The sequence below is a fragment of the Cryobacterium sp. SO1 genome (assembly GCF_004210215.2).
Taxonomy (GTDB): domain Bacteria; phylum Actinomycetota; class Actinomycetes; order Actinomycetales; family Microbacteriaceae; genus Cryobacterium.
This window is the reverse complement of the sequence record NZ_CP067394.1, coordinates 2,459,195-2,477,687: the sequence shown is the minus strand read 5'-3', so window position 1 is coordinate 2,477,687 and position 18,493 is coordinate 2,459,195. Positions and strand designations below refer to the sequence as shown.

Sequence of the window (18,493 nt, the reverse complement as noted above, 5' to 3'; positions counted from 1 at the left end):
CGGGCCCAACAGGCCTCTCCAGGCCTGTTGGGGGGAGGCTACTTAGCCCCTAATGAGTTCGGCTGCGCGCTCCGCGATTGCGTAGACCGTGGCATTCGTGTTTGCCGAGACAGGCGACGGCATGATGGATGCATCGGCCACCCGAAGATTGGCGATGCCACGAACTCGGAGTTCGGGGTCGACAACCGCAAGGTCGTCGGTGCCCACGCGGCAGGTTCCGGCGTAGTGGAAGTAGACCAGTAGGCTCTCCCGGAGGTAGTCGAGCACATCCTCATTGTCATTCAGCGGTCGGCCCGGCTGAGCCTCGTCTCCGCGCCACGCGGCAAGTGCAGCGGCGCGGCCGATGCTTTGAGCCACGCGTAGACCTTCCGTCATGACCTCGACGTCGCGTGGGTCAGAGAGGTAGCGGGGGTCGATGAGGGGCCCCATGGCCGGGTCGGAGCTCTGCAGTCGTACCGTGCCGCGGCTGTGCGGCACTATCGCCGAGAATCCGATGGCGTATCCATTGTCTGGACCGGGAAGCGTTTGGGCGCGGTACGGCTGGCTGATCAGAAGGATTTGCAGATCGGGTCCGGCGGCGGAACCGGTGGTCTGTACGAGGCCGATTCCCTGGCCCCAGACGCTGCTCGGAATGGTCTCGAGCGGGGATGCTGCCTCATAGAGAACCGTGGACATCGGGTGATCATGAAGATTTGTGCCGACACCGGGTAGGTCCAACGCCAGGTCGATGCCGAGCTCGGCCAGGTGGTCGGCAGGGCCGATACCCGAGAGCAGCAGCAACTGCGCGGAGCCAATCGCCCCCGCGGTGAGGATGACTTCTCGCTGGGCAGTGGCGGTCATCGAAGCTCCAGAGATGGTGAATTCGACTCCGGTGCACACGCCGTCGCCGATGACGAGGCGGCTCACGGTCGCGTCGGTGACGACGTGGAGGTTCGGGCGAGCCATCGCGGGACGCAGGTACGCATCGGCGGCGCTCTGGCGCACACCGTCTTTCACGTTGACATCCGCCAATCCGAAGCCGTCCTCAAGTCCGCCGCTGATGTCGTCGGCCATCGGGTAGCCGAGTTCCGCAGCAGCGGCCAACGCAGCCACCACGGCGGGGCTGGGATCGGGTGTGGGCCCTACCGTCAGCGGACCATCGGTGCCGCGGAGGGCGCCGTCGCGCTGGACCGCGCACTCGCTGCGCCGGAAGTACGGGAGCAGGTCATCAAATCCCCAGCCCGATGCACCCTGCTTAACCCAGGAATCGTAGCTGGACCGGTGGCCGCGAGCGTAGGTCAGCCCGTTGATGCTGGACGAGCCGCCCAGGGCCTTTCCGCGGGGGGCCGCGATGCTCTGGCCGGTGAAATCCTGAACGACTGTGTTGTCGCACCAACTTGCGGACGAGCCGAGCAGCATGGGCCAGACCACCGGAGTTGCCATCCCAGGCAGGGGAGTGCTCGACCCGGCCTCGAGCAGGAGGACCCGCACTTCGGGATCCTCGGTCAGACGAGTGGCGATGACACTGCCGGCTGTGCCTGCCCCCACCACGATGTAATCGTATTGAGCATGTGACTGCGTCTGCTGAGTCTCGGTCGGCTGGTCGGTGAATGACATGGAGTCTCCATCGGTAGTTGGTGAGAGATGTCGAAAGCGACACCGTTCAACCGAAGCTACGGATTATCTGCGCCGATTCCATCAGTGGAAGCACTGACGTGTCCCCGTCTTGGCCGTCGGCCGCCCAATCGGGTTCAGGCGTTTCTACTTTGGGTGATGGCGCCACCCGCTCGAATGAAAGCGATCTACGTCGCTGGGTTCGGTTCTCGCCGTTCAGGTGAGCGGAAGTGACGCGATTGCGGGTGCGGCTGCCACGCTCAGCACCTTGGGAGCAGGCCGTGCCGTGGTGCCGTTTGGCCGGCTCACGGAGCGGTTTGGTCGCCACACCTCTCTCGGAATCGGCACGATGATCTCGGTGCTCGGAACCGTGCTCGGTGTCGTCGCAGCGGCGCCGACGGTATTCCCTCTCTTGCTGATCGGGTTCACGCTCCTGGGCGCCGGGCGGCGCCCAACGTAAGATCCATCAGTCCGTGGTTTCACCGATGCAGATGGTCGCCGTGATTTCTAACCTCGAAAGATGACAACAGTATTGAATCCAAACGAGTCGACAGGCGCGGCTGCATCAGTAGTGCTCATTTCTGGTGCCTCATCCGGCATCGGCTTCGCGGGGCGGGGAAACGGCGGATCAGAGACCCGCGGAATGGTCCCGTGCCGGAACACTGGGGTCTGTGAACGTCGGTTGCCCGTCCTCTGAGCCGATGTGCTCACCGTGCTTGTCAAGCGGCCACCATGATTCGAACTCTGACGCCTCCAGCGGGACACGGCGGGCGCCCGTGACGGTGATGGCACCCTGTCGGTCACCGCCCGAGAGGGAACTCCGTTACCGGAGTGTCGACACCGTGAGTGCCGTACGGGAAGGCGCCGTGCACTCCTTCGTTGTTGATGAGGAGGAGGCTGGTGTTCGGAAGCTTTGTGCCGGTGGTTCGTCCGCTTTCCAGGGGGGTGAGTGCGTCGACTTCACTCTGAATCACCAGCGTCTCGGGGAAATCCGCCGGCGGGCCCGGCATCGCCAGCTTGCTCGGCCACCACGCGCACAGCGGCGGCGCGTCCAGTCGGCCCAGTTGCTTCGTCAACGGTGCGACGTCGGCGGTCTTCGCGTTCTCGGCCGTCCAATATCCCGCACCCTGGGTCCACTGACCGTCGTTGCAATAGGCGAAGTCGACGGTGCTGGCGAAGGTACGCGTCTCCGGCTCAGCGGGAGCGGGCTGTGATTGAAAGGCGATCTGTGCGCGTGCAGCATCCACAAGTGGGGTGGGGACAACCGCCGGGTCAAGGCGGTCAAGGATCCGGGAGGCCGCGCCCGCAGGGTCGCCCGTCGGGGCCACCGCACTGTCGGCTTCCGACTCGCCCTCGGCGATGATCTGTTGCACGAGTTCGGCTGCGACGGGGTAGGGGACATTCTTGCTGAACGTCGCCAACGCTCCCGTGGTGGTCCAGACAAGTCCAGCCGCTTCCGAAAACTCCGGTTGGTCGGAGGCCGCGAAGTATCGCGTCCAGATTGCCTCGGGATCGTCGCCGAGACCGTAAGCGGCGTCGTTGCGAGCGATCCGATTCATCAGGTGGAGGCGGAACTGTCGATCGAAGCCGGTGTACTGCGCCGACAGGAAATGCTCCATCGAATCGTGGGTGACATCGAGGGCGGAATCGAAGACCATCCGGTCGATGTTCTCAGGAAAGAGCGACCCGAACCACGTGCCGAGCCAGGTGCCATACGACGAGCCGAAGTAGGTCACCGACGGCGCTCCGAGCAGATGGCGGATGAAGTCCATGTCGTAGGCGGTCTTTTCGGAGGTGACGGTGCGCACTTCGGGGACGTCGGAGCAGGCCGCGGCGATCGCCTCCAGCTCACCCTGCTCGCCCGCTACCGGGTCGTACCGATACTCGCACTCCACGATGCTGCTCTGGCCGATGCCGCGCTGGTCGAAAGTCACGAAGTTGGTGGTCGCCTTCAAGTCGGGCGTTGCCTGCTGGATCTGCGCGGCAAAGGGCAGGCCGGGCGCGGCGGGACCGCCCGGGTGAATGAGCACGGTGGAGTTGTAGTCGGGATCGTCGGTCTCGATGTTCTTTGCTTGCGAGATACGCAGATCCCAGGTCTTTGTGGGGGTCGGGGTCATTCCAATTCTGCGGCACCTTGACCGTGGCGCACTACACATTGCTGATGTCGGTGTCTGTGGGATCGAGCGCCGAGGCGAACTGGCAGTTGTCCCACGAGAGTTCCTGGTCGGCGAGCGGGCCGGCGAGTGCGGCGACGTCGGGCATCGTGGTGTGCTCGCTTTCGGCAGCGTCAGGGCTGCAGGCACTCAGCAGCCCGATGCCGATCACAGCGAGCACGGCAACTAAGCGCCTCGCTCCGGACCGGTTGGTGACGGTCGATGACATCCGAATCTCCTTGTAACGGCGTGAGATTCCATCACACACTATGTCCTAGGGACCGGGTCAAGCCGGGCCCGAAAATGCCCAAATGGGCCCAACATCGGCCTGCCGCTCACCCGGATCGCCGCCATGCGCAGCGCCCACGACGATCCGGGCGAAGCGCTTCGGACACTCGACGCCGAGCTTGCCGTGACGATCGGGCGCCTGCAGCGGATGCGCTCAGAGTTCGCGGACATCGCAGAGCACGGTGCACCGCCCGAACGAGTTCGAGGAGCTGGCAGCGGGCGAGACGGACGACCGTGCCGCCGCCTCTGAGGAGATCCAGTGACCAGCAAACCGCGACTATCGATGTACCGGCTCGATCCGTCCGTCGTCAAGACGGGCGATCTTGACTGTTCCGTAGACCCACTGGAGGCGATGCCGGCGGCGGTCCCGGTCCGGGCCTGAGGGGGAAGTGTGGTGCGGGAGGCGCCTTTCTCTCGCCGACACGCCGCGTAACCCGTTAGACACGCCGTGTAACCCGTAGGAGGGTGGACGGCACGTTCCAATGTGTATAGCGTTGCTTCCGGACAGTGCACCTACAAAACAAATAGACCAGACCACAATGCAAATTGAAAGGCCTTGACATGGCGAATTTGAACGTGACCTATGACGAAATGGATGACGCTGCCAAGCGACTGCAGAACGGTCAGATGGACTTGGAGTCCAAGCTGGGGGAGTTGAAGAACCTCGTCGGCGGCCTCGTCTCAGGCGGCTTCGTGACCGAGAAGGCGTCCGTCGCATTCGAAGCCACCTACACCGACTTCAACGAATCTGCGACGAAGATGGTCGGTTCACTCGACGGCATCAGCGAATACATCAAGCAGGCGGCACTCGCCCTGCGAGGCACAGACGAGGAGCTCGCCAAGGTCATCAAGGGCTGACAACAAGTCTCCAAGCGATCCGGCCGCGATCGCGGCCGGGTCGTCCGGTCTGCGGAAGGAACCCTTAATGCCCGACCTTGTGGTCACCTCCATCGCCGTCGACGAAGCGGCTGAACAGCTTAAGGCGATCTTCGACGAGTTCACCAACGCCAATAAAAGCAGGGATGATCAAAAAGACATCTGGGGGCACGAAACAGTGGAATCCGCGATGTACGACTTCGTCGAAGACTGGTGGGTCAAACGGGAGAAGCTGACCGTGAACCTCAAAGACCTCCAGGCCAAGATGCAACAGGCCTCTGAGACGTGGGGCGAGACCGAGATCCAGCTCGCTGACGTGATCACCCCGGCGGACACCTGATGGGGGCACGCGCCGCCGACTGGCATTTGCTCGACCACGCCACCGATCCCGTGCCGAGCGGGGCGGTCGACCTTGATCCAGCCATCCTTCACTACAAGGAAATCTCCTCGGCGCTCACCACCCAGGCGACGCTGCTCAAGAAGATCGGCGACGGCGACGAAACCCTTCTTAAGGGAGTGTCCGCTGACGCGATGCGCAAACGGGCGAGGGACAGCGCGGAGGCGATCGGCAAGGCGGCTAACCGGTATGACCAGGTGGAGCGCGCTCTCGTCGGCTATCGAGAGGACTTGGAACTCGCGCGGTCGGAAACCTGGAGGGCGGTATCCGAGGCGTCGGAGGCATCTGCCAGCAAACGCTCGGCCGAGAATCTGCCTGATCCTTTGGACACGCGCACCGCAGACGCACCACCGCCCACTCCCACGGAAGACCGGGAGTCGCAGGCTCGGACCCGCGCTCTGGACCATGCTGGGGCCGATCTGGCGGCGGCAAAGAGCCGGGCGGAGCGGGCGATGAGCGCATTGGGTGAAGCGGCCGACCGCACCGCCGCGGCGATCCGCCACGGCTGGGACGTTGACGGACTTCAGTCGTCGACACACGAGAGGCGCATCCACGTTCTGAATAAGGTCCTCAAGAAGCTCGTCGAGGTGCTCGGCTATATCGGATTGGCGCTGGCGATCGTCGGGTTGGTGGTCAGCGGTGTCGGTATCATTGCGATCATCGGGCTGGGCGTCGCCGCTGTGGCGGTAGTCTTCAACATCATCCTGGCGGCTCAGGGAGAGACGAGCTGGCTCAACGTCATCGCCGGAGTGGTCGGCCTTGTGCTGATCGGCTTCGGGGCCATCGCTACCAAGGTGTTGAAAGCCGGGCAGGCCGCGAGCCTCAAGTTGGGGAGCAGTGCTCTCGGCCGCGACATCAGTCGTCTCTATGCCCGGATCGGCTGGACTAGGACGGGGAGGACACCCGGGGGCGGATCGCCCGCGGCGTTGACTGAATCACGGGTCGCCGCCCTGCGGAACTTCCAGACGTTCATGGACGGCAAGAAGGTGAAGCCAGCCTGGTGGGATGTGCGGAACCCGGGCTACCTCCAGGGCAACAAGGACAAATTCACCGATATAGCGGGGAAATGGCGGTGGGACAAGGTTCTCGGCATCGACGACGCCATGGACCTCAACACCATCAACCGCACCATTTTCGACACCTTCCGAGCCGGGTCGACCGGAGGGGTGCCGAAATGGCTGTACGTCGGCGGTGCCGCAAAGACCTGGGGTTGGACTGCCGGCGTGTTCGGCGGTATCGCCAATCCCTCGACAAACGCCGGCGATTCGCGCACCCAATGGTCGTGGGCCGACGCCCAGTACTCCAAACTGACGTCGGCTAGGCCGGGCGGACCGCTGTGACGGGAGACGACGATCGCCTCCGGTGGAGTTCTCTGGCGGAGGCCCCCTCGTGGCTTGTCGTGCCGGTTCCGGCGGCGGACGACTGGCGGGACTGGGCGACGATCCTGGTGGTCTCCTCGCTCGGCCCGCCCGACGGCGACGCAATCGGCCCCGAAAGCGCGGAACTCGAAGAGATGGCCACCGGCGCCGTGAGCACCCTCGCGGAGTTCGCCGCCGGGATCGGTCCGAGCAACCGCATCATCGCCGCTGTCGGCGTCGCCGGTCGAACACCGATTCCCGTTCACGTGGCGGTCGCAGCGTTCGATCCGCTGGCTCCGACGGACCTGTTGGCGGTCTGCGGGGCCACCGGCGGGACGGCCATGGATCCGCCTGATGTCGAATACCCCGAGTTCGATTCCGGCGACGCGCTCCGCGTCACCCGGGTCGACCTCGACTCAGACGGCGTCGCGTGGGCAAGTATCGTCCTCGCCCTCCGCACCGAACTCGCTGACGTAGTGCTCACTTGGCGAACGACCGACCTCGCGCTACTCCCACTTATGCCCGACGTGCTCGACGAGCTCATCGGCACCATCCACGTTCAGGAAGAGCACACATGAAACTCACAGATGCCTGGGTATTCCTTCTCCCCGAGGGGTGGGCGCGCTTTCCCGCAGGGGAGGGGAGGGAACGCGAGCTCGATGAGGCCATTGAGCAGGTGGTATCGCGCGTACTGCCCCCGGACCTTCCGCGCGACAGCACCGAACCGTTGCGACGGATGTCCCGCGACCGCCTCCGGGGCGCGATCAACGACGCGGACAACGCCGGGGCGTCGGTCGTCTATCTGCCGGTGCAGCCGATCCACGGCATTCTGGTTCCGGCTTCGATCATCGAGGTCGAGTTCGACAGCGACGCGGGTGAGGACCCTATGAAAATCGTGGCCAGCGTCATGACGGATGGCTACGACGAAAGCGAGGTGCTCGAGGTCGACGGTCGCCCGGCGGCTCGGGTCACCTCGGTCTTGCGCGATGTGGAGTCCGATCCGGAATGGCCGCAGGCCTCCTCACGGCAAGTGGTCTACACGATCAGCCGCGACGAGATCGAGGGGCAGTGGCTGACGCTGTCCTTCAACGTGATGTGGAATTCACCACAGTCCGAGCAACTCGCCGACGCTCTCGTGCTGTTCTTCGACGCGGTGATGACGACATTCCGGTGGGCAGGCGATGACGGCCCGCAGCATCTTGGCGATGCCGCCATGGTTCCCGGATCGGCTCGTGCAGCATGAGGGTGAATCGCGGGGGACTGCCGTCGTTCAGGTCCGCCCTACCGGGCCTGATCGTGGCCGGCCTTGTGGCCTTTCCGATGGTGGCGCTCAGTTCCGTGGACTCCGCGCACGCGGGCGCTCCGACGGCAGTCTCCTCGGCCCTGGCGACGGTCGAGCGGAGCTCTACCGACGAAGACGTCAACTACTACGTGGTCGTCCGAAAGGAAACCGGCGAGCCGGAGTTCCTGTTCGAGATTGCCGAGCGTTTCCTCGGCGACGGAAATCGTTTCACCGAGATCTTCGACCTGAACAAAGGCCGAGCACAGCCGGACGGCAAGACCCTGACCGATCCGACGGTAGTCGATGCGGGCTGGACGCTGCAGATGCCGTCGGATGCCGCTGGTCCGGGAATCGAGTTCGGCCCGTTGCCCGTGGTCGGCGACGTCGAAACGCCCGCGCCGGGAGAAGGCGAGGCAGGCACGGAACCTGACCAGGGCGAAGAGCCTGCCGCGGACCCCGGCGACGAGGCCGGGGCCGGGATTCCCGCCGCCGTAATCATCGGAGTGATTGCGCTCGTCGCGGGCATCGTGGCCGCCGTGGCGTTCGCGGTGCGGGCGCGCCGTCGGGCGGCATCCAAGGGGACCCCCTTTGATGACAGCCTTCTGCGCACCGACACTTCAGCGTCCTGGATTGTCGATCGTGCGCTCCGGGTTCTCATGGCCGCAGCAGAGAAGGCCGGAACGGCGGTGCCTCGAGTGCTCGGCGTGTTCTTCGAAGGACCGACGATGCGACTGAAGCTGTCGAGCCCGGTGTCTCCGGCACCCGAGCCGTGGACCGCGTCGGAGGACGGCCAGAGTTGGTCCGCGTCGATAGCCCGTCTGCAGAGCGAACCCGTCTCCGAAGGATCAACGGCTGCGTTCGCCCGCCTGGTGACGCTCGGCATAGCCGAGTCTGGCCGAGTGCTCGTCGACTTCGCATTGGCGCGCGGGCCAATCAGTCTCGAGGGACCGACCCCGGTCACCCACGAGGTCTTGCGCCGATGGCTGGGAGAGTTGACCGGAAACCCCTGGTCGGACGAGCCTCGGGTCGTGATGATCGGCAATGGCCTGCCTGAACCCGAAACCGTCGTGCGGATGTCCACCTTCGACCAACTCATCCCCGAACTCGAGGCAGAAAGCCGCGGGATTCTCGTGTTGTCCCGTGCTCCATCGGCGGCGCAGCAAGCGTTGCTCTCCGAGCGTTTCGCGAGTTCGCGCTTCGGCTGGGTCGTCATCGTTTTGGCGGATATTCCCAGCGCGAAGTGGCGGTTCACCGTTGACGACGACAACACCCTGCGCAGCGGATTTTTGCCAGACGTGCAGTTCCGTGACCGTGCCACGGCGATCAGAAACGCGGGCTGACGGTGGGGATACTTGTGGTGGCCCGAGCGGGCGCCAGGGAAGCCCTTCTGTCCATTGATGCGGATCCTCGCACCCCTTCCGCTGCCGTCGCGGAGCGTCTCGCGGCCGAGGTGGGAGCACCACGTGGTGCCACGATGTGGGTCGACGGCCGACAGATCGGCGCAGAATCCGAGCTCCGACACACGGGCCTGCGGGACGGCTCAGCGGTCGTGTTCGGAAAGACCGACGCGCCCTCGTCAGGCCCGGACGGGTCGGTCGACCTCTGTGTTGCGGGTGGTGCCGGAGCAGGCTCAGTCCTCCGCCTCGGTATAGGAGAGGCCACCGTGCAGGTCGATCCTGCGGGGCACCTTCTGGTCGACGCGCCGAGGGTGAGCGGACCCGCGGTGGTCCTGCTCGTCGCGTTCGATGGCTCAGTTTCCGTGCGGCGATCCCCGGATGCGCGACCGTCACTTGTTCCCGTGACCCTCGACACGATCGACCTCCCGCTGAGCGAGGTCGACACCCCGTGGCCGACCGGGGCACAACTCCGGCTGGGTCCCAGCGCGCTGATCGTGCAGCCCGCCGCGCGTGCGGACGCCGACCTTCTCCCTTCATCGGAACCCGGTCGACTCGACTACAACCGCCCGCCCCGCCTGCTGCCAGCGATGCCGGCAATGAACTACCGTCTTCCGGCCGCGCCGACCCAGCCCCAACGCAACCCGCTCCCGTGGCTGGCGGCAGCGATGCCCGCCCTCCTCGGGGTCGTCACCGCCGTGATCTTCAAATCACCGAGCTTCCTTCTTCTCGCGCTGGCCTCCCCGCTGATGGTTGTGGGGAACTGGTGGAACTCCCGCCGCAACGGTGTGAAGAGCCACCGTCGGCAGGTTCAGGAGCACGCGGATGAACGCGCGGCGCTCGAAGCGGAGGTGCGGGACGCTGTGCGGAAAGAGCAGCACCGTCGCCGCACCACCAGCCCTGGTCCGGCAGAACTCAGTCTGATCGCGACGACGCCGACCAGGCGTCTGTGGGAACGTCGGATCGCGGACCCGGACCACCTCGAGGTGCGTCTGGGTCTGGCGAGTGCGCCAAGCCGCGTTGTACTCGATGATCTCGCGGAGCCGGAGCACCGCCGCCGCTCCAACGGTGTGATGAGCTCAGTACCCGTCACTGTGTCGCTGCGGGAGACCGGGGTCCTGGGCATCGCCGGACCGGGGGACTGGCCGCGGCGCCGTGCGCGCTGGATCGTTGGCCAACTCGGCGTGATGCAAAGCCCGCGGGATGTGCAGATCTATGTGCTTGCCGCGTCTGAGAGCGTTGAGGCCTGGGCGTGGACCGCATGGCTGCCGCACGTTCGTCCGGCCCTTGGGCAGGACGCGCTGGCGCTTATCGGCGCCACAGCGGATACGATTTCGGCCCGCGTGTCCGAGCTGTCGACGATCATCGCTGAGCGACGGTCTGCGCAGGGTGATGCGTCAACGCGGGAATCGGTGTTCACTCCGGATCTCGTGGTTGTTCTCGACGGTGCGCGGCGACTCCGTGCTCTCCCCGGGGTCGTCGGTATTCTTCGGGACGGTCCGGGAGTCGGAGTGAGCGTCATCTGTCTGGACGGTGACGAGCAGCAACTACCCGAAGAGTGCACGGCTGTTGTGCTGGCACGCGCCGAGGGCGGCATGAGGTTGAAGCGACACAATGCGGACGAGGTCAGCGAAATCCTTGTCGACGAGGTGCGGGATGAATGGTTCGAGGAGATTGCACGGGCAATGGCCCCCATTCGAGACGTCACCGTGTCGGAATCTGAAGGCCTCATTCCCGACTCTGCCAGGCTCGTCGAGGTTCTCGCTCTGGAGGAGATGAGCGCCGAGGACATCGCGTCGCGCTGGCAGTCTGCGCGCGGATCGACCGAGGCAGTGGTCGGAATCTCCATTGATGGGCCGTTCTCGCTCGACCTTGTACGCGACGGCCCGCATGCGCTCGTCGCAGGAACCACAGGTTCGGGCAAGTCGGAGTTCCTGCAGACCGTCGTCGCGTCGCTCGCCATCGTGAACACGCCGGAGACGATGACGTTCGTGCTCGTCGACTACAAGGGAGGCGCCGCGTTCAGCGAATGCGCGCGCCTGCCTCACACTGTCGGCATGGTCACGGATCTTGACTCCCACCTCGTGGAGCGGGCGCTGGATTCGCTCCGTGCTGAGCTCACCTACCGTGAGCATGTGCTGGCGCTGGCTGAAGCCAAAGACCTCGAGGACTATCTGGACGCACAGCTCAGGGGATATGCGGGCCCGACCCTCCCGCGGCTCGCAATTGTCATCGACGAGTTCGCCGCGATGGCGAAAGAACTTCCCGACTTCGTCTCGGGTCTCGTGAACATCGCGCAGCGCGGCCGCTCACTCGGTATCCACCTCATTCTCGCGACCCAACGACCCTCCGGCGTCATCTCCCCGGAGATTCGGGCGAACACGAACCTGCGCATTGCTCTGCGCATGACCGACAAGAGTGAGTCGAGCGATGTCATCGACGCCCCGGATGCTGCTCGGATAGCCAAGACGCAGCCGGGTCGCGCCTACGCCCGCCTCGGCCACGCATCCCTGATTCCCTTCCAGACCGCTCGCGTCGGCGGCCGCCGGCTCAGCCGGAGCGAGGTCGCCGAAATCGAGCCGCTCTTCGTCGCGCGACTCTCACCCACGACACTCGGCGCTCCGGTCCCGCGTCCGAAGGTGGCCAAGCGCCGGGTCGCCGACGAAACCGACCTGTCCGCCATCGTCGACACGCTGGTCGACGCAGCCGAACGCGCCGGCATCGCGCGTCCTCGCAGCCCATGGTTGCAGCCTTTGCCGCCACTCATCGACCGCGAGTCCCTCGCGACCCCCGAGGCGCCTTCCGCGTTTGCGTGGGGCCAGGAAGATGAACCCACTGCCCAGCATCAGGGTCCTGCGGTCATCGATCTGGATGACTTCGGCCACATGTATGTGGTCGGCGCTCCGGGATCTGGCCGATCGAGTGTTCTCCGAACGATGGCGGTCAGCGCGGCATCCCGGCTCGCCGTCACCGATCTCCACCTCTACGCACTCGACTGCGGTAACGGGGCTCTTGCCGTGCTCGATGAGTTACCCCATTCGGGTGCCGTGGTGCAGCGGAGCCAGACCGACCGCGCCAAACGCTTGCTCCTGAGGCTGCGCGGCGATCTGGGCCGTCGGCAGCAGGTGCTCGGGGCGGGCAACAACGCCAATGTCACCGAGCAAAGGGAGCATGCCGCACCCGGCGAAGCCCTGCCTCACGTGATCGTGTTCATCGACCGGTGGGAGAGCTTCGTCAGCACCCTCGGCGAGATTGAGGGCGGCGTCCTCGTCGATATCGTGCACGAGTTGCTGCGCGATGGTGCGAGTGCCGGCATCCACCTTGTCATCGCGGGAGACCGCAGCCTGTTGTCGAGCCGGATGGGCGTGCTGACCGATGAGATGCTCCTCTTGCGGCTCACCGATCGGCTCGATTTCGGCATGGCGGGGATCAACCACCGCACCCTGCCCGAGGAGATTCCCCCAGGGCGTGGCTTCCGGTCCCGCAGCGGGCGCGAGGTGCAGGCCGCAGTGCTGGGAAGCGATCCGTCGGGCCGCGGACAGACCGAAGCGGTGAGGCGCGCTGCAGCAGCCATGCGCGCCGCCGCGCCCGCCGTCCCTGGCGGTCCATTCCGCGTCGACGATCTGCCCTCCGAAATCGACCTTGATGGTGCCTACGCCTACGCGGGAACGGAGGCCGCTCGCCCGATGTGGGCGATGCTGGGGATCGGCGGCGACCAGATAGGGGCAATCGGTATGGACCTCGCCGGTGACGCTCCGACATTCATCATCGCCGGACCAGCGCGGTCGGGCCGCAGCACGATGCTCCTCGTCATGGCGCAATCCCTTCTCCGCTCGGGCACGGAGCTGGTGATCGCCGCACCCCGGGTCAGTCCGCTGCGCCGACTCGAGGGACGCCCCGGTGTTCGCGCTGTCCTCGCCGAAGAGGAGGTCGAGGAGAGCGTCCTCGCCCCGTTGCTCGACCCGGACGGCAAGGATGTGGCTTTTCTCATCGACGATGCTGAGCTTCTCGCCGAAGCCCCCGCAAAAGCGTGGCTGCGCGCCTACATCCGCTCTGCATCTGACAACCGCCGCGCGCTCGTCATCGCGGGCGACGCGAGCCAGATCGCCGGCGGGTTCTCCGGATGGCAGATTGACGCGAAGAAGAACCGTCGCGGCGCGCTCCTCAGCCCTCAAACGGCGCTGGACGGCGACCTCGTCGGCGTTCGGGTGCCACGCTCGTCCATTTCGTCGCAGATCACCCTGGGCCGCGCCCTCGTCCACCTCGGATCAGGGGAGTTGGTGACCGTCCTCGTTCCCACCGTTTCCGAAGTACCGGTCCTGTGAGTGCGGCGCTCGTTCATGGCGGGGGGGTCGGCATTCGGATGGCTGCTGAGGCCCCTGTTGCCCGGTGCGGTGCGCGTCGTCCGACCGCGGGTTCCTCCTGGTGAGGCTGATGCGGCTCAGGCGCCGGCGCCGCCGTCGACCGGCACGATTGCCCCTGTCACGTAGGAGGCCCGGTCGCTGAGCAGCCATGCGGCTACTTCAGCGATCTGGTGAGGTTCGGCCAGGCGTCCAAGCGGTATCGAAGCGGTGATTTGATCGACGATACCGGGGACCTCTGCCTCGAACGTGACCATCATCTGGGTGGTAGTTGCGCCTGGGGTGATGCCGTTGACCCGGATACCGGCACCGGCCCAACTGACCGCGGCGGTTTCGGTGATGCTGTTGAGCGCCCTTTTCATTGCACCGTACGCGGGCAGGACCGGGTTCGCGCGGCGGCTGCCGATGCTCGAGGTATTGACGATCGCCCCACCGCTGCCGCGGCGCATCAGCGCGGCTTCGGCGTTCATTGCGGTCCAGTGTGAGCGGAAGTTCACAGCGAACTGCTCATCGATGTCTTCCTCGGTGACGGTGTCAAGCAGTCCGATCTGCTTCGGTGCGATTGCACCGTTGTTGAAGGCTCCGTCGAGCCGGCCATGAAGTTCATCGACGCGGTCAACGGCGGCGAGAATACTCGCACGATCGGCGAGGTCCAAGGTGACCGCGTCCGCGACTCCTCCCTCAGCGCGGATATCGGAGACGATGCGGTTGAGGGCCTCCCTGCCGCGGGCGGCCAGCACGACGGCGGCTCCCTCCCGCGCGAAGAGCCGAGCGGCGGCCTCGCCGATGCCGCGGCTGGCGCCGGTGATGAAAACAACTTTGTTGGTGAGCAGGCCGATGGGAGTGCTGGTGAGGGGCTGAATCATGTCCTCAGTGTAGGGACCGCCGCTATCGCGACACCCCCGTTAAGGGGACTATCGGATGAACGTGTGTTAGCGTTCCGACCAGCATTATTGCGCAGAGTGGATGCCCGCGTGCTGACCACGCATCCATAACGACAAGACGCTGCATTTTGATTCAGGCGGGGGGATTCCAGTGGATATTCTGGTCGACGCGACTCTTGACGACACGAACGCGAATCTGAGAGCGATTCATGACGAGCTCGACAACGCTAAAGAGACCATGGACAGCGAGCGCGACATCTGGGGCCAGGACGATGTTCGCGAAGCGATGACCGAATTCGTCGAGAACTGGCGGGTTCATCGCGAGAAGATGCTCAAGGGCATTAAGAGCCTCGGCGACAAAGTCGACGAAGGCTGCCAGACGTGGCCGGAGGTCGACAAGCAGTTGACCGAAATACTGAGCCCGGACGGTGGCGGCAGTGCCTAAGCGCCCCGGCCAGTGGGAACTGCTGGATCAGGACGGGGATCCGGTCACCGCGGATACGTTTGCGGTTGAGGCGCGTGCCAGCCAGTACCGCAAGTTCGCGCAGGTACTGGAGCTCGAGGCCGCGACTCTCGAGAAGATCGCGGGCGGCGATGTCCTGAAAGGACAATACGCTGACGCGCTTCGAGAGTCGGCCCGCGAGGTGTCGGAGGACCTGCACAAGGTCGTCGGCCGGTACCAGCACGTTGTGGACGCCGTGACCGGCTTCCTGCCCGCGATCGAAATCGGTCTGCAAGGTTCGGCCGACGCCCTTGATGACGCTGTGGAGGCCGACGGACGAGGCCGGGCAGCATCTGCAGTGCCGGACATCATCGCGCCAGAGGACGGTACCCTGTCGGCGGAGGATGAGGCGGCGAACACCGAGAATTCCCGACGCCAGGACATCTCCGTAGAGGACCTCCTAGCGGCCAAAGCGAAGCTCGGCTCGGTGTTGGCCGAGCTCAACGCCGCCGGAAGTCGGGCGGCGAAGACTATCCGGGCGGGATTCGACGACGGCTTGACCGACACCACCGGCGACCGCATCAAGGCGTGGTTCGTGAAATTCCTCCAGATCCTCACGCAAGTCCTGATGGTGATCGGCATGGCTTTGGCGGTCATCGCGCTGCTGATTCCGGGCTTGGGCGCGGCCGTTCTGATGGCCATCGCGGGCATCGAGCTTGCGCTCGTGGCAGTCGAAGTTGCGGCGCAGGCGGCTCTCCTCGGCCTGGGGGGCGGAAGCCTGGCCGACCTGGGATTCGCTATCGCCGGGTTGCTCATCGGCGGTGGCGTAATGCTCCTGATGGTTCGGAGCGCGGCCAAGGCCGCGGCGAATGCCGCAAAGGCCGCCCGCGCCACTCCGGATGGCGCACCTGTTCCGGACTTCCCTCGGAGATTCGGGCCCGACACTGAGATGACGGACGCACCACCACTTCGCCTGGATTCACCACCACTTCGCCTGGATTCACCACCACTTCGCCGGGATCCAGACACCGTCATGCCGGACGCACCACCCATCCTGCACCCAGTGCTCCAGGCCATCTGGAACAACAGCCGTGCTGTGGGCACAAACGGGAGACACTTCATGGACCCCGTCAAAGACGCGGGGCACATCGCCGGCGCGGCGAAGATGGACCTGTCTCCCAACTCCTACAACGTGTTCGTGCACGGCAGTTCTGATTTGGTACATATCGGCAACTGGAACTTGAGCGCCTCCCACCTTGCGACCCTCATCCGGATGGATCCGGCAGCGAAGAACTTCAGCCACATAACCCTGATCTCCTGCAATACGGGCACAAGAGGCGGAGGCTTCGCAACGCAGTTCGCAAACCATATGGATACCGTGGTGGTTGCCCCGAAGGGCTCTCCTTTTGTCAGGAGCGACGGAGCGACCCATATTATCCATCCCTTCGTACCTGATTCGTGGTACATAGCAAAGGATTTTGATTTCGTGAGCTCCAAGTTCCCCGCGGGGTCGTGGCGGACTCACCTGCCCCAAAGTTGGAGTGTGTCCTCATGAAGTTCACCGCGACCCCCGTTCGCCGGGATCAGGACCTCGACCCGCGTGAGGCTGCGAGAGTCATCGACTACCTCACCGCCGGAACCGTTGTGTTTGCCGCGCCTGGCTGGGGAGAGGATGAACTGGACCCCGCGCGTTCCCTCGTTGTGCCGCTGCGATACCACTGCGACGGCGAATGGGTCTGGCCTGCATCGCTCGCGTATTATGCAGAAACGTACGGCATCTTCCCTGAGCAGGACTTCGTGGATCGGATGCGGAATCTCGGTTTCACCCCGCCAGCGGTGCCGTCTGACGTGATCGCGCAGGTTGCCGAACAGATGATGGGGCCGGCGCAGCCGCCGCCGGTTCCTCCGCCGCCCGCGACAGTGCTGAAGGACCGGGATGCCCGGCCGACCCCGTGGGCTCCGACACCGGAGATCCACTTCACGCGCACCGTCCTGCCCGAAGTGGGTGGAGACAAGCGTGAAGTGCGACTTCTTTCTCCGACTCTGCGTGCAGGCGCTTCCGTCACATCCAACGATTCGCTGACGAACTGGCAGGTCCAACGCCCGACGGTGCGGAAGCCGGACGTCGGCGACGAGAGTGGCGAGCTGCCCGAACGACGGGAGGACGACGATGAGTGACACTGCCACGACCCTGATGCTCACCCCAGGGTTGACCAGCTGGTTCCACCTCCCAGCGCGATCGAGCGGCAAGAATGCGGCCGCGGTGCACGACGACGCGGAGACCAGGCAGCAGATCAAAGCCGTGCTCCGCGAACAGGCGGTGCGTCGGTCGGATCTGAACCTCCCGGCCGGGCAGGATTCGGTCACGGATCGTGATGCAGACCTGGACGTGCTCGTGGATGCCTGCATCGAGATCTCGCGAAGCGCGCCCGGTGTCGAGACGTTCCTTGCAACTGGGCTGCCTGCCACCGACCCGATCCTGGCCACGCTGCGTGTCACGCCGCAGCTGCGCGACGATCCCGACTATCTGTTCGAGGTCGCGGGGGCACTGGACCCTGGATCAGTCCGTCCGCCAACAGTGGAGACCCTGCCCGCCGAGTTCGATGACGGCATTTCGGTGCTCAGGTTGGATGACCTGCCTGGCGAGTCGATCGTGGCCAGTCTCACGGTGGCTCGCCGGGCCTGGGAGCACGACATCGTCGTCGCGGTTCGAACATTCGATCTCGGAATCATCCCCGAGGCGGCCGATGCGATCCTCGAACTTCTGGGATCCGTGCGCCCTGTCGTACCCCAGCCTGCTGTGCCGGTGGCTTCATGACGGCCTACTCCCTGATTGGCATCCCCGGCTGGGAGACGCTCTCGTTGGCACCCGATGCAAGCGTTGATGTCGATCGTCGGATCGACGAGCTGACCTTCCGGGCCTTTCCTGCCGAGTTGCCACGCGACAGTGTCACGCCGTTCCGGAACGAACTGCACAGGCATTTCAGCCGGCTCGTCGAGCAGGCACGGCACGCCGGAGCCGCCGAGCTGTGCTTGCCAACCCAGCGGATGGGCGAGGTGGTCATCCCCGCTTCGTACAGTGTTGCGGAGTTCCGGGACGGCCAGCCCGAGGGTGACCCGGAGGCAATGCTCGATTCTATTGAGCGCCACTCTCTCGGCCAGGCACGGCGTATCGACGTCGGCGGACAGCTGGCCCTCCGTGAAGAGACAGTGGCGTATCCGGATCAGCACACCGAAGAGCCGCTCGCCCTCGCGCCCGGCCGTCAGGTCACCTACACGGTATCCGCTCCCGGAGACGTTGGCTGCTGGCTGATCTTCAGTTTCATCACCATTGGAGATGGTGATCCGGTCGGTGCCTTTGCCGATCTGCTTGTGCGGCTGTTCGATGCTCATATCGGCACGCTCCAGTGGACGTCCTGACTTCTTTTCGCGCCGGTCTGGCCGGCGGGGCGTCGAACTGACCGG

17 protein-coding genes are annotated in these 18,493 nt (G+C 65.1%); 13 read left to right on the top strand and 4 right to left on the bottom strand.

Annotation, left to right across the window (positions count from 1 at the left end):
- Positions 1–42 precede the first annotated feature (42 nt).
- Positions 43–1,596: a GMC family oxidoreductase gene (locus BJQ95_RS11690; protein WP_130179055.1), complete on the bottom strand. Its 1,554-nt coding sequence runs from the start codon at positions 1,594–1,596 to the stop codon at positions 43–45.
- 217 nt (positions 1,597–1,813) lie between these two features.
- Here BJQ95_RS11690 and BJQ95_RS19545 point away from each other — a divergent pair, with 217 nt between their 5' ends.
- The gene (locus BJQ95_RS19545; RefSeq protein WP_165385016.1) at positions 1,814–2,053 is read left to right on the top strand and encodes a hypothetical protein; all 240 of its coding nucleotides are present in this window, start codon (positions 1,814–1,816) and stop codon (positions 2,051–2,053) included.
- A 340-nt stretch (positions 2,054–2,393) separates the two neighbouring features.
- On the opposite strand, the gene BJQ95_RS11685 is transcribed toward BJQ95_RS19545, so the two are convergent.
- Together BJQ95_RS11685 and BJQ95_RS11680 are read right to left on the bottom strand one after the other, a co-directional pair.
- Positions 2,394–3,710: an alpha/beta fold hydrolase gene (locus BJQ95_RS11685; RefSeq protein WP_165385017.1), complete on the bottom strand. Its 1,317-nt coding sequence runs from the start codon at positions 3,708–3,710 to the stop codon at positions 2,394–2,396.
- Between the two features lie 31 nt (positions 3,711–3,741).
- Positions 3,742–3,975 (bottom strand): hypothetical protein, encoded by a 234-nt coding sequence (locus BJQ95_RS11680; protein WP_130179057.1) that lies wholly within the window; start codon positions 3,973–3,975, stop codon positions 3,742–3,744.
- 620 nt (positions 3,976–4,595) lie between these two features.
- On the opposite strand from BJQ95_RS11680, the gene BJQ95_RS11675 reads away from it, so the two are divergent.
- From BJQ95_RS11675 to BJQ95_RS11645, 7 genes are all read left to right on the top strand, one after another.
- Positions 4,596–4,892 carry a WXG100 family type VII secretion target gene (locus tag BJQ95_RS11675; protein ID WP_130179058.1) on the top strand — a complete coding sequence of 99 codons (297 nt, stop codon included), beginning with the start codon at positions 4,596–4,598 and terminating at the stop codon, positions 4,890–4,892.
- Between the two features lie 67 nt (positions 4,893–4,959).
- Entirely contained in the window at positions 4,960–5,250 is a 291-nt protein-coding gene (locus tag BJQ95_RS11670) for a hypothetical protein (protein WP_130179059.1), read from the top strand.
- Positions 5,250–6,647 carry a hypothetical protein gene (locus tag BJQ95_RS11665; RefSeq protein ID WP_130179060.1) on the top strand — a complete coding sequence of 466 codons (1,398 nt, stop codon included), beginning with the start codon at positions 5,250–5,252 and terminating at the stop codon, positions 6,645–6,647. Before BJQ95_RS11670 ends, BJQ95_RS11665 begins: the two co-directional genes overlap by 1 nt.
- Before the next feature lie 59 nt (positions 6,648–6,706).
- Positions 6,707–7,243: a hypothetical protein gene (locus tag BJQ95_RS11660; RefSeq protein WP_130179061.1), complete on the top strand. Its 537-nt coding sequence runs from the start codon at positions 6,707–6,709 to the stop codon at positions 7,241–7,243.
- A complete protein-coding gene (locus BJQ95_RS11655; protein ID WP_130179062.1) occupies positions 7,240–7,908 on the top strand; it encodes a hypothetical protein in 669 nt (222 codons plus the stop codon). Before BJQ95_RS11660 ends, BJQ95_RS11655 begins: the two co-directional genes overlap by 4 nt.
- The gene (locus BJQ95_RS11650) at positions 7,905–9,287 is read left to right on the top strand and encodes a LysM peptidoglycan-binding domain-containing protein (RefSeq protein ID WP_130179063.1); all 1,383 of its coding nucleotides are present in this window, start codon (positions 7,905–7,907) and stop codon (positions 9,285–9,287) included. Before BJQ95_RS11655 ends, BJQ95_RS11650 begins: the two co-directional genes overlap by 4 nt.
- Before the next feature lie 1,148 nt (positions 9,288–10,435).
- The gene (locus BJQ95_RS11645; protein WP_165385019.1) at positions 10,436–13,666 is read left to right on the top strand and encodes an FtsK/SpoIIIE domain-containing protein; all 3,231 of its coding nucleotides are present in this window, start codon (positions 10,436–10,438) and stop codon (positions 13,664–13,666) included.
- A gap of 116 nt (positions 13,667–13,782) precedes the next feature.
- On the opposite strand, the gene BJQ95_RS11640 is transcribed toward BJQ95_RS11645, so the two are convergent.
- Positions 13,783–14,568, bottom strand: a complete 786-nt coding sequence (locus BJQ95_RS11640; RefSeq protein ID WP_130179065.1) for an SDR family NAD(P)-dependent oxidoreductase — start codon at positions 14,566–14,568, stop codon at positions 13,783–13,785.
- A gap of 169 nt (positions 14,569–14,737) precedes the next feature.
- On the opposite strand from BJQ95_RS11640, the gene BJQ95_RS11635 reads away from it, so the two are divergent.
- The 5 genes from BJQ95_RS11635 to BJQ95_RS11615 are packed head-to-tail and all read left to right on the top strand — an operon-like array spanning position 14,738 to position 18,448.
- Entirely contained in the window at positions 14,738–15,031 is a 294-nt protein-coding gene (locus BJQ95_RS11635) for a hypothetical protein (RefSeq protein ID WP_130179066.1), read from the top strand.
- Positions 15,024–16,583 (top strand): hypothetical protein, encoded by a 1,560-nt coding sequence (locus BJQ95_RS11630; protein ID WP_130179067.1) that lies wholly within the window; start codon positions 15,024–15,026, stop codon positions 16,581–16,583. Before BJQ95_RS11635 ends, BJQ95_RS11630 begins: the two co-directional genes overlap by 8 nt.
- On the top strand, positions 16,580–17,206 hold the full coding sequence (locus tag BJQ95_RS11625) for a hypothetical protein (protein ID WP_130179068.1): 627 nt from the start codon (positions 16,580–16,582) through the stop codon (positions 17,204–17,206). The genes BJQ95_RS11630 and BJQ95_RS11625 overlap by 4 nt, the downstream gene beginning before the upstream one ends.
- The gene (locus tag BJQ95_RS11620) at positions 17,199–17,846 is read left to right on the top strand and encodes a hypothetical protein (RefSeq protein ID WP_130179069.1); all 648 of its coding nucleotides are present in this window, start codon (positions 17,199–17,201) and stop codon (positions 17,844–17,846) included. The genes BJQ95_RS11625 and BJQ95_RS11620 overlap by 8 nt, the downstream gene beginning before the upstream one ends.
- Complete coding sequence (locus BJQ95_RS11615; protein WP_130179070.1) at positions 17,843–18,448, top strand: hypothetical protein; 606 nt, start codon at positions 17,843–17,845, stop codon at positions 18,446–18,448. The genes BJQ95_RS11620 and BJQ95_RS11615 overlap by 4 nt, the downstream gene beginning before the upstream one ends.
- Positions 18,449–18,493: the final 45 nt, after the last annotated feature.

Coding starts and splice junctions, on each gene's coding strand:
- BJQ95_RS11690 (WP_130179055.1), bottom strand. CDS start 1,596: ATGTCATTCACCGACCAGCCGACCGAGACTCAGCAGACGCAGTCACAT.
- BJQ95_RS11685 (WP_165385017.1), bottom strand. CDS start 3,710: ATGACCCCGACCCCCACAAAGACCTGGGATCTGCGTATCTCGCAAGCA.
- BJQ95_RS11680 (WP_130179057.1), bottom strand. CDS start 3,975: ATGTCATCGACCGTCACCAACCGGTCCGGAGCGAGGCGCTTAGTTGCC.
- BJQ95_RS11675 (WP_130179058.1), top strand. CDS start 4,596: ATGGCGAATTTGAACGTGACCTATGACGAAATGGATGACGCTGCCAAG.
- BJQ95_RS11670 (WP_130179059.1), top strand. CDS start 4,960: ATGCCCGACCTTGTGGTCACCTCCATCGCCGTCGACGAAGCGGCTGAA.
- BJQ95_RS11665 (WP_130179060.1), top strand. CDS start 5,250: ATGGGGGCACGCGCCGCCGACTGGCATTTGCTCGACCACGCCACCGAT.
- BJQ95_RS11655 (WP_130179062.1), top strand. CDS start 7,240: ATGAAACTCACAGATGCCTGGGTATTCCTTCTCCCCGAGGGGTGGGCG.
- BJQ95_RS11650 (WP_130179063.1), top strand. CDS start 7,905: ATGAGGGTGAATCGCGGGGGACTGCCGTCGTTCAGGTCCGCCCTACCG.
- BJQ95_RS11640 (WP_130179065.1), bottom strand. CDS start 14,568: ATGATTCAGCCCCTCACCAGCACTCCCATCGGCCTGCTCACCAACAAA.
- BJQ95_RS11625 (WP_130179068.1), top strand. CDS start 16,580: ATGAAGTTCACCGCGACCCCCGTTCGCCGGGATCAGGACCTCGACCCG.
- BJQ95_RS11620 (WP_130179069.1), top strand. CDS start 17,199: ATGAGTGACACTGCCACGACCCTGATGCTCACCCCAGGGTTGACCAGC.
- BJQ95_RS11615 (WP_130179070.1), top strand. CDS start 17,843: ATGACGGCCTACTCCCTGATTGGCATCCCCGGCTGGGAGACGCTCTCG.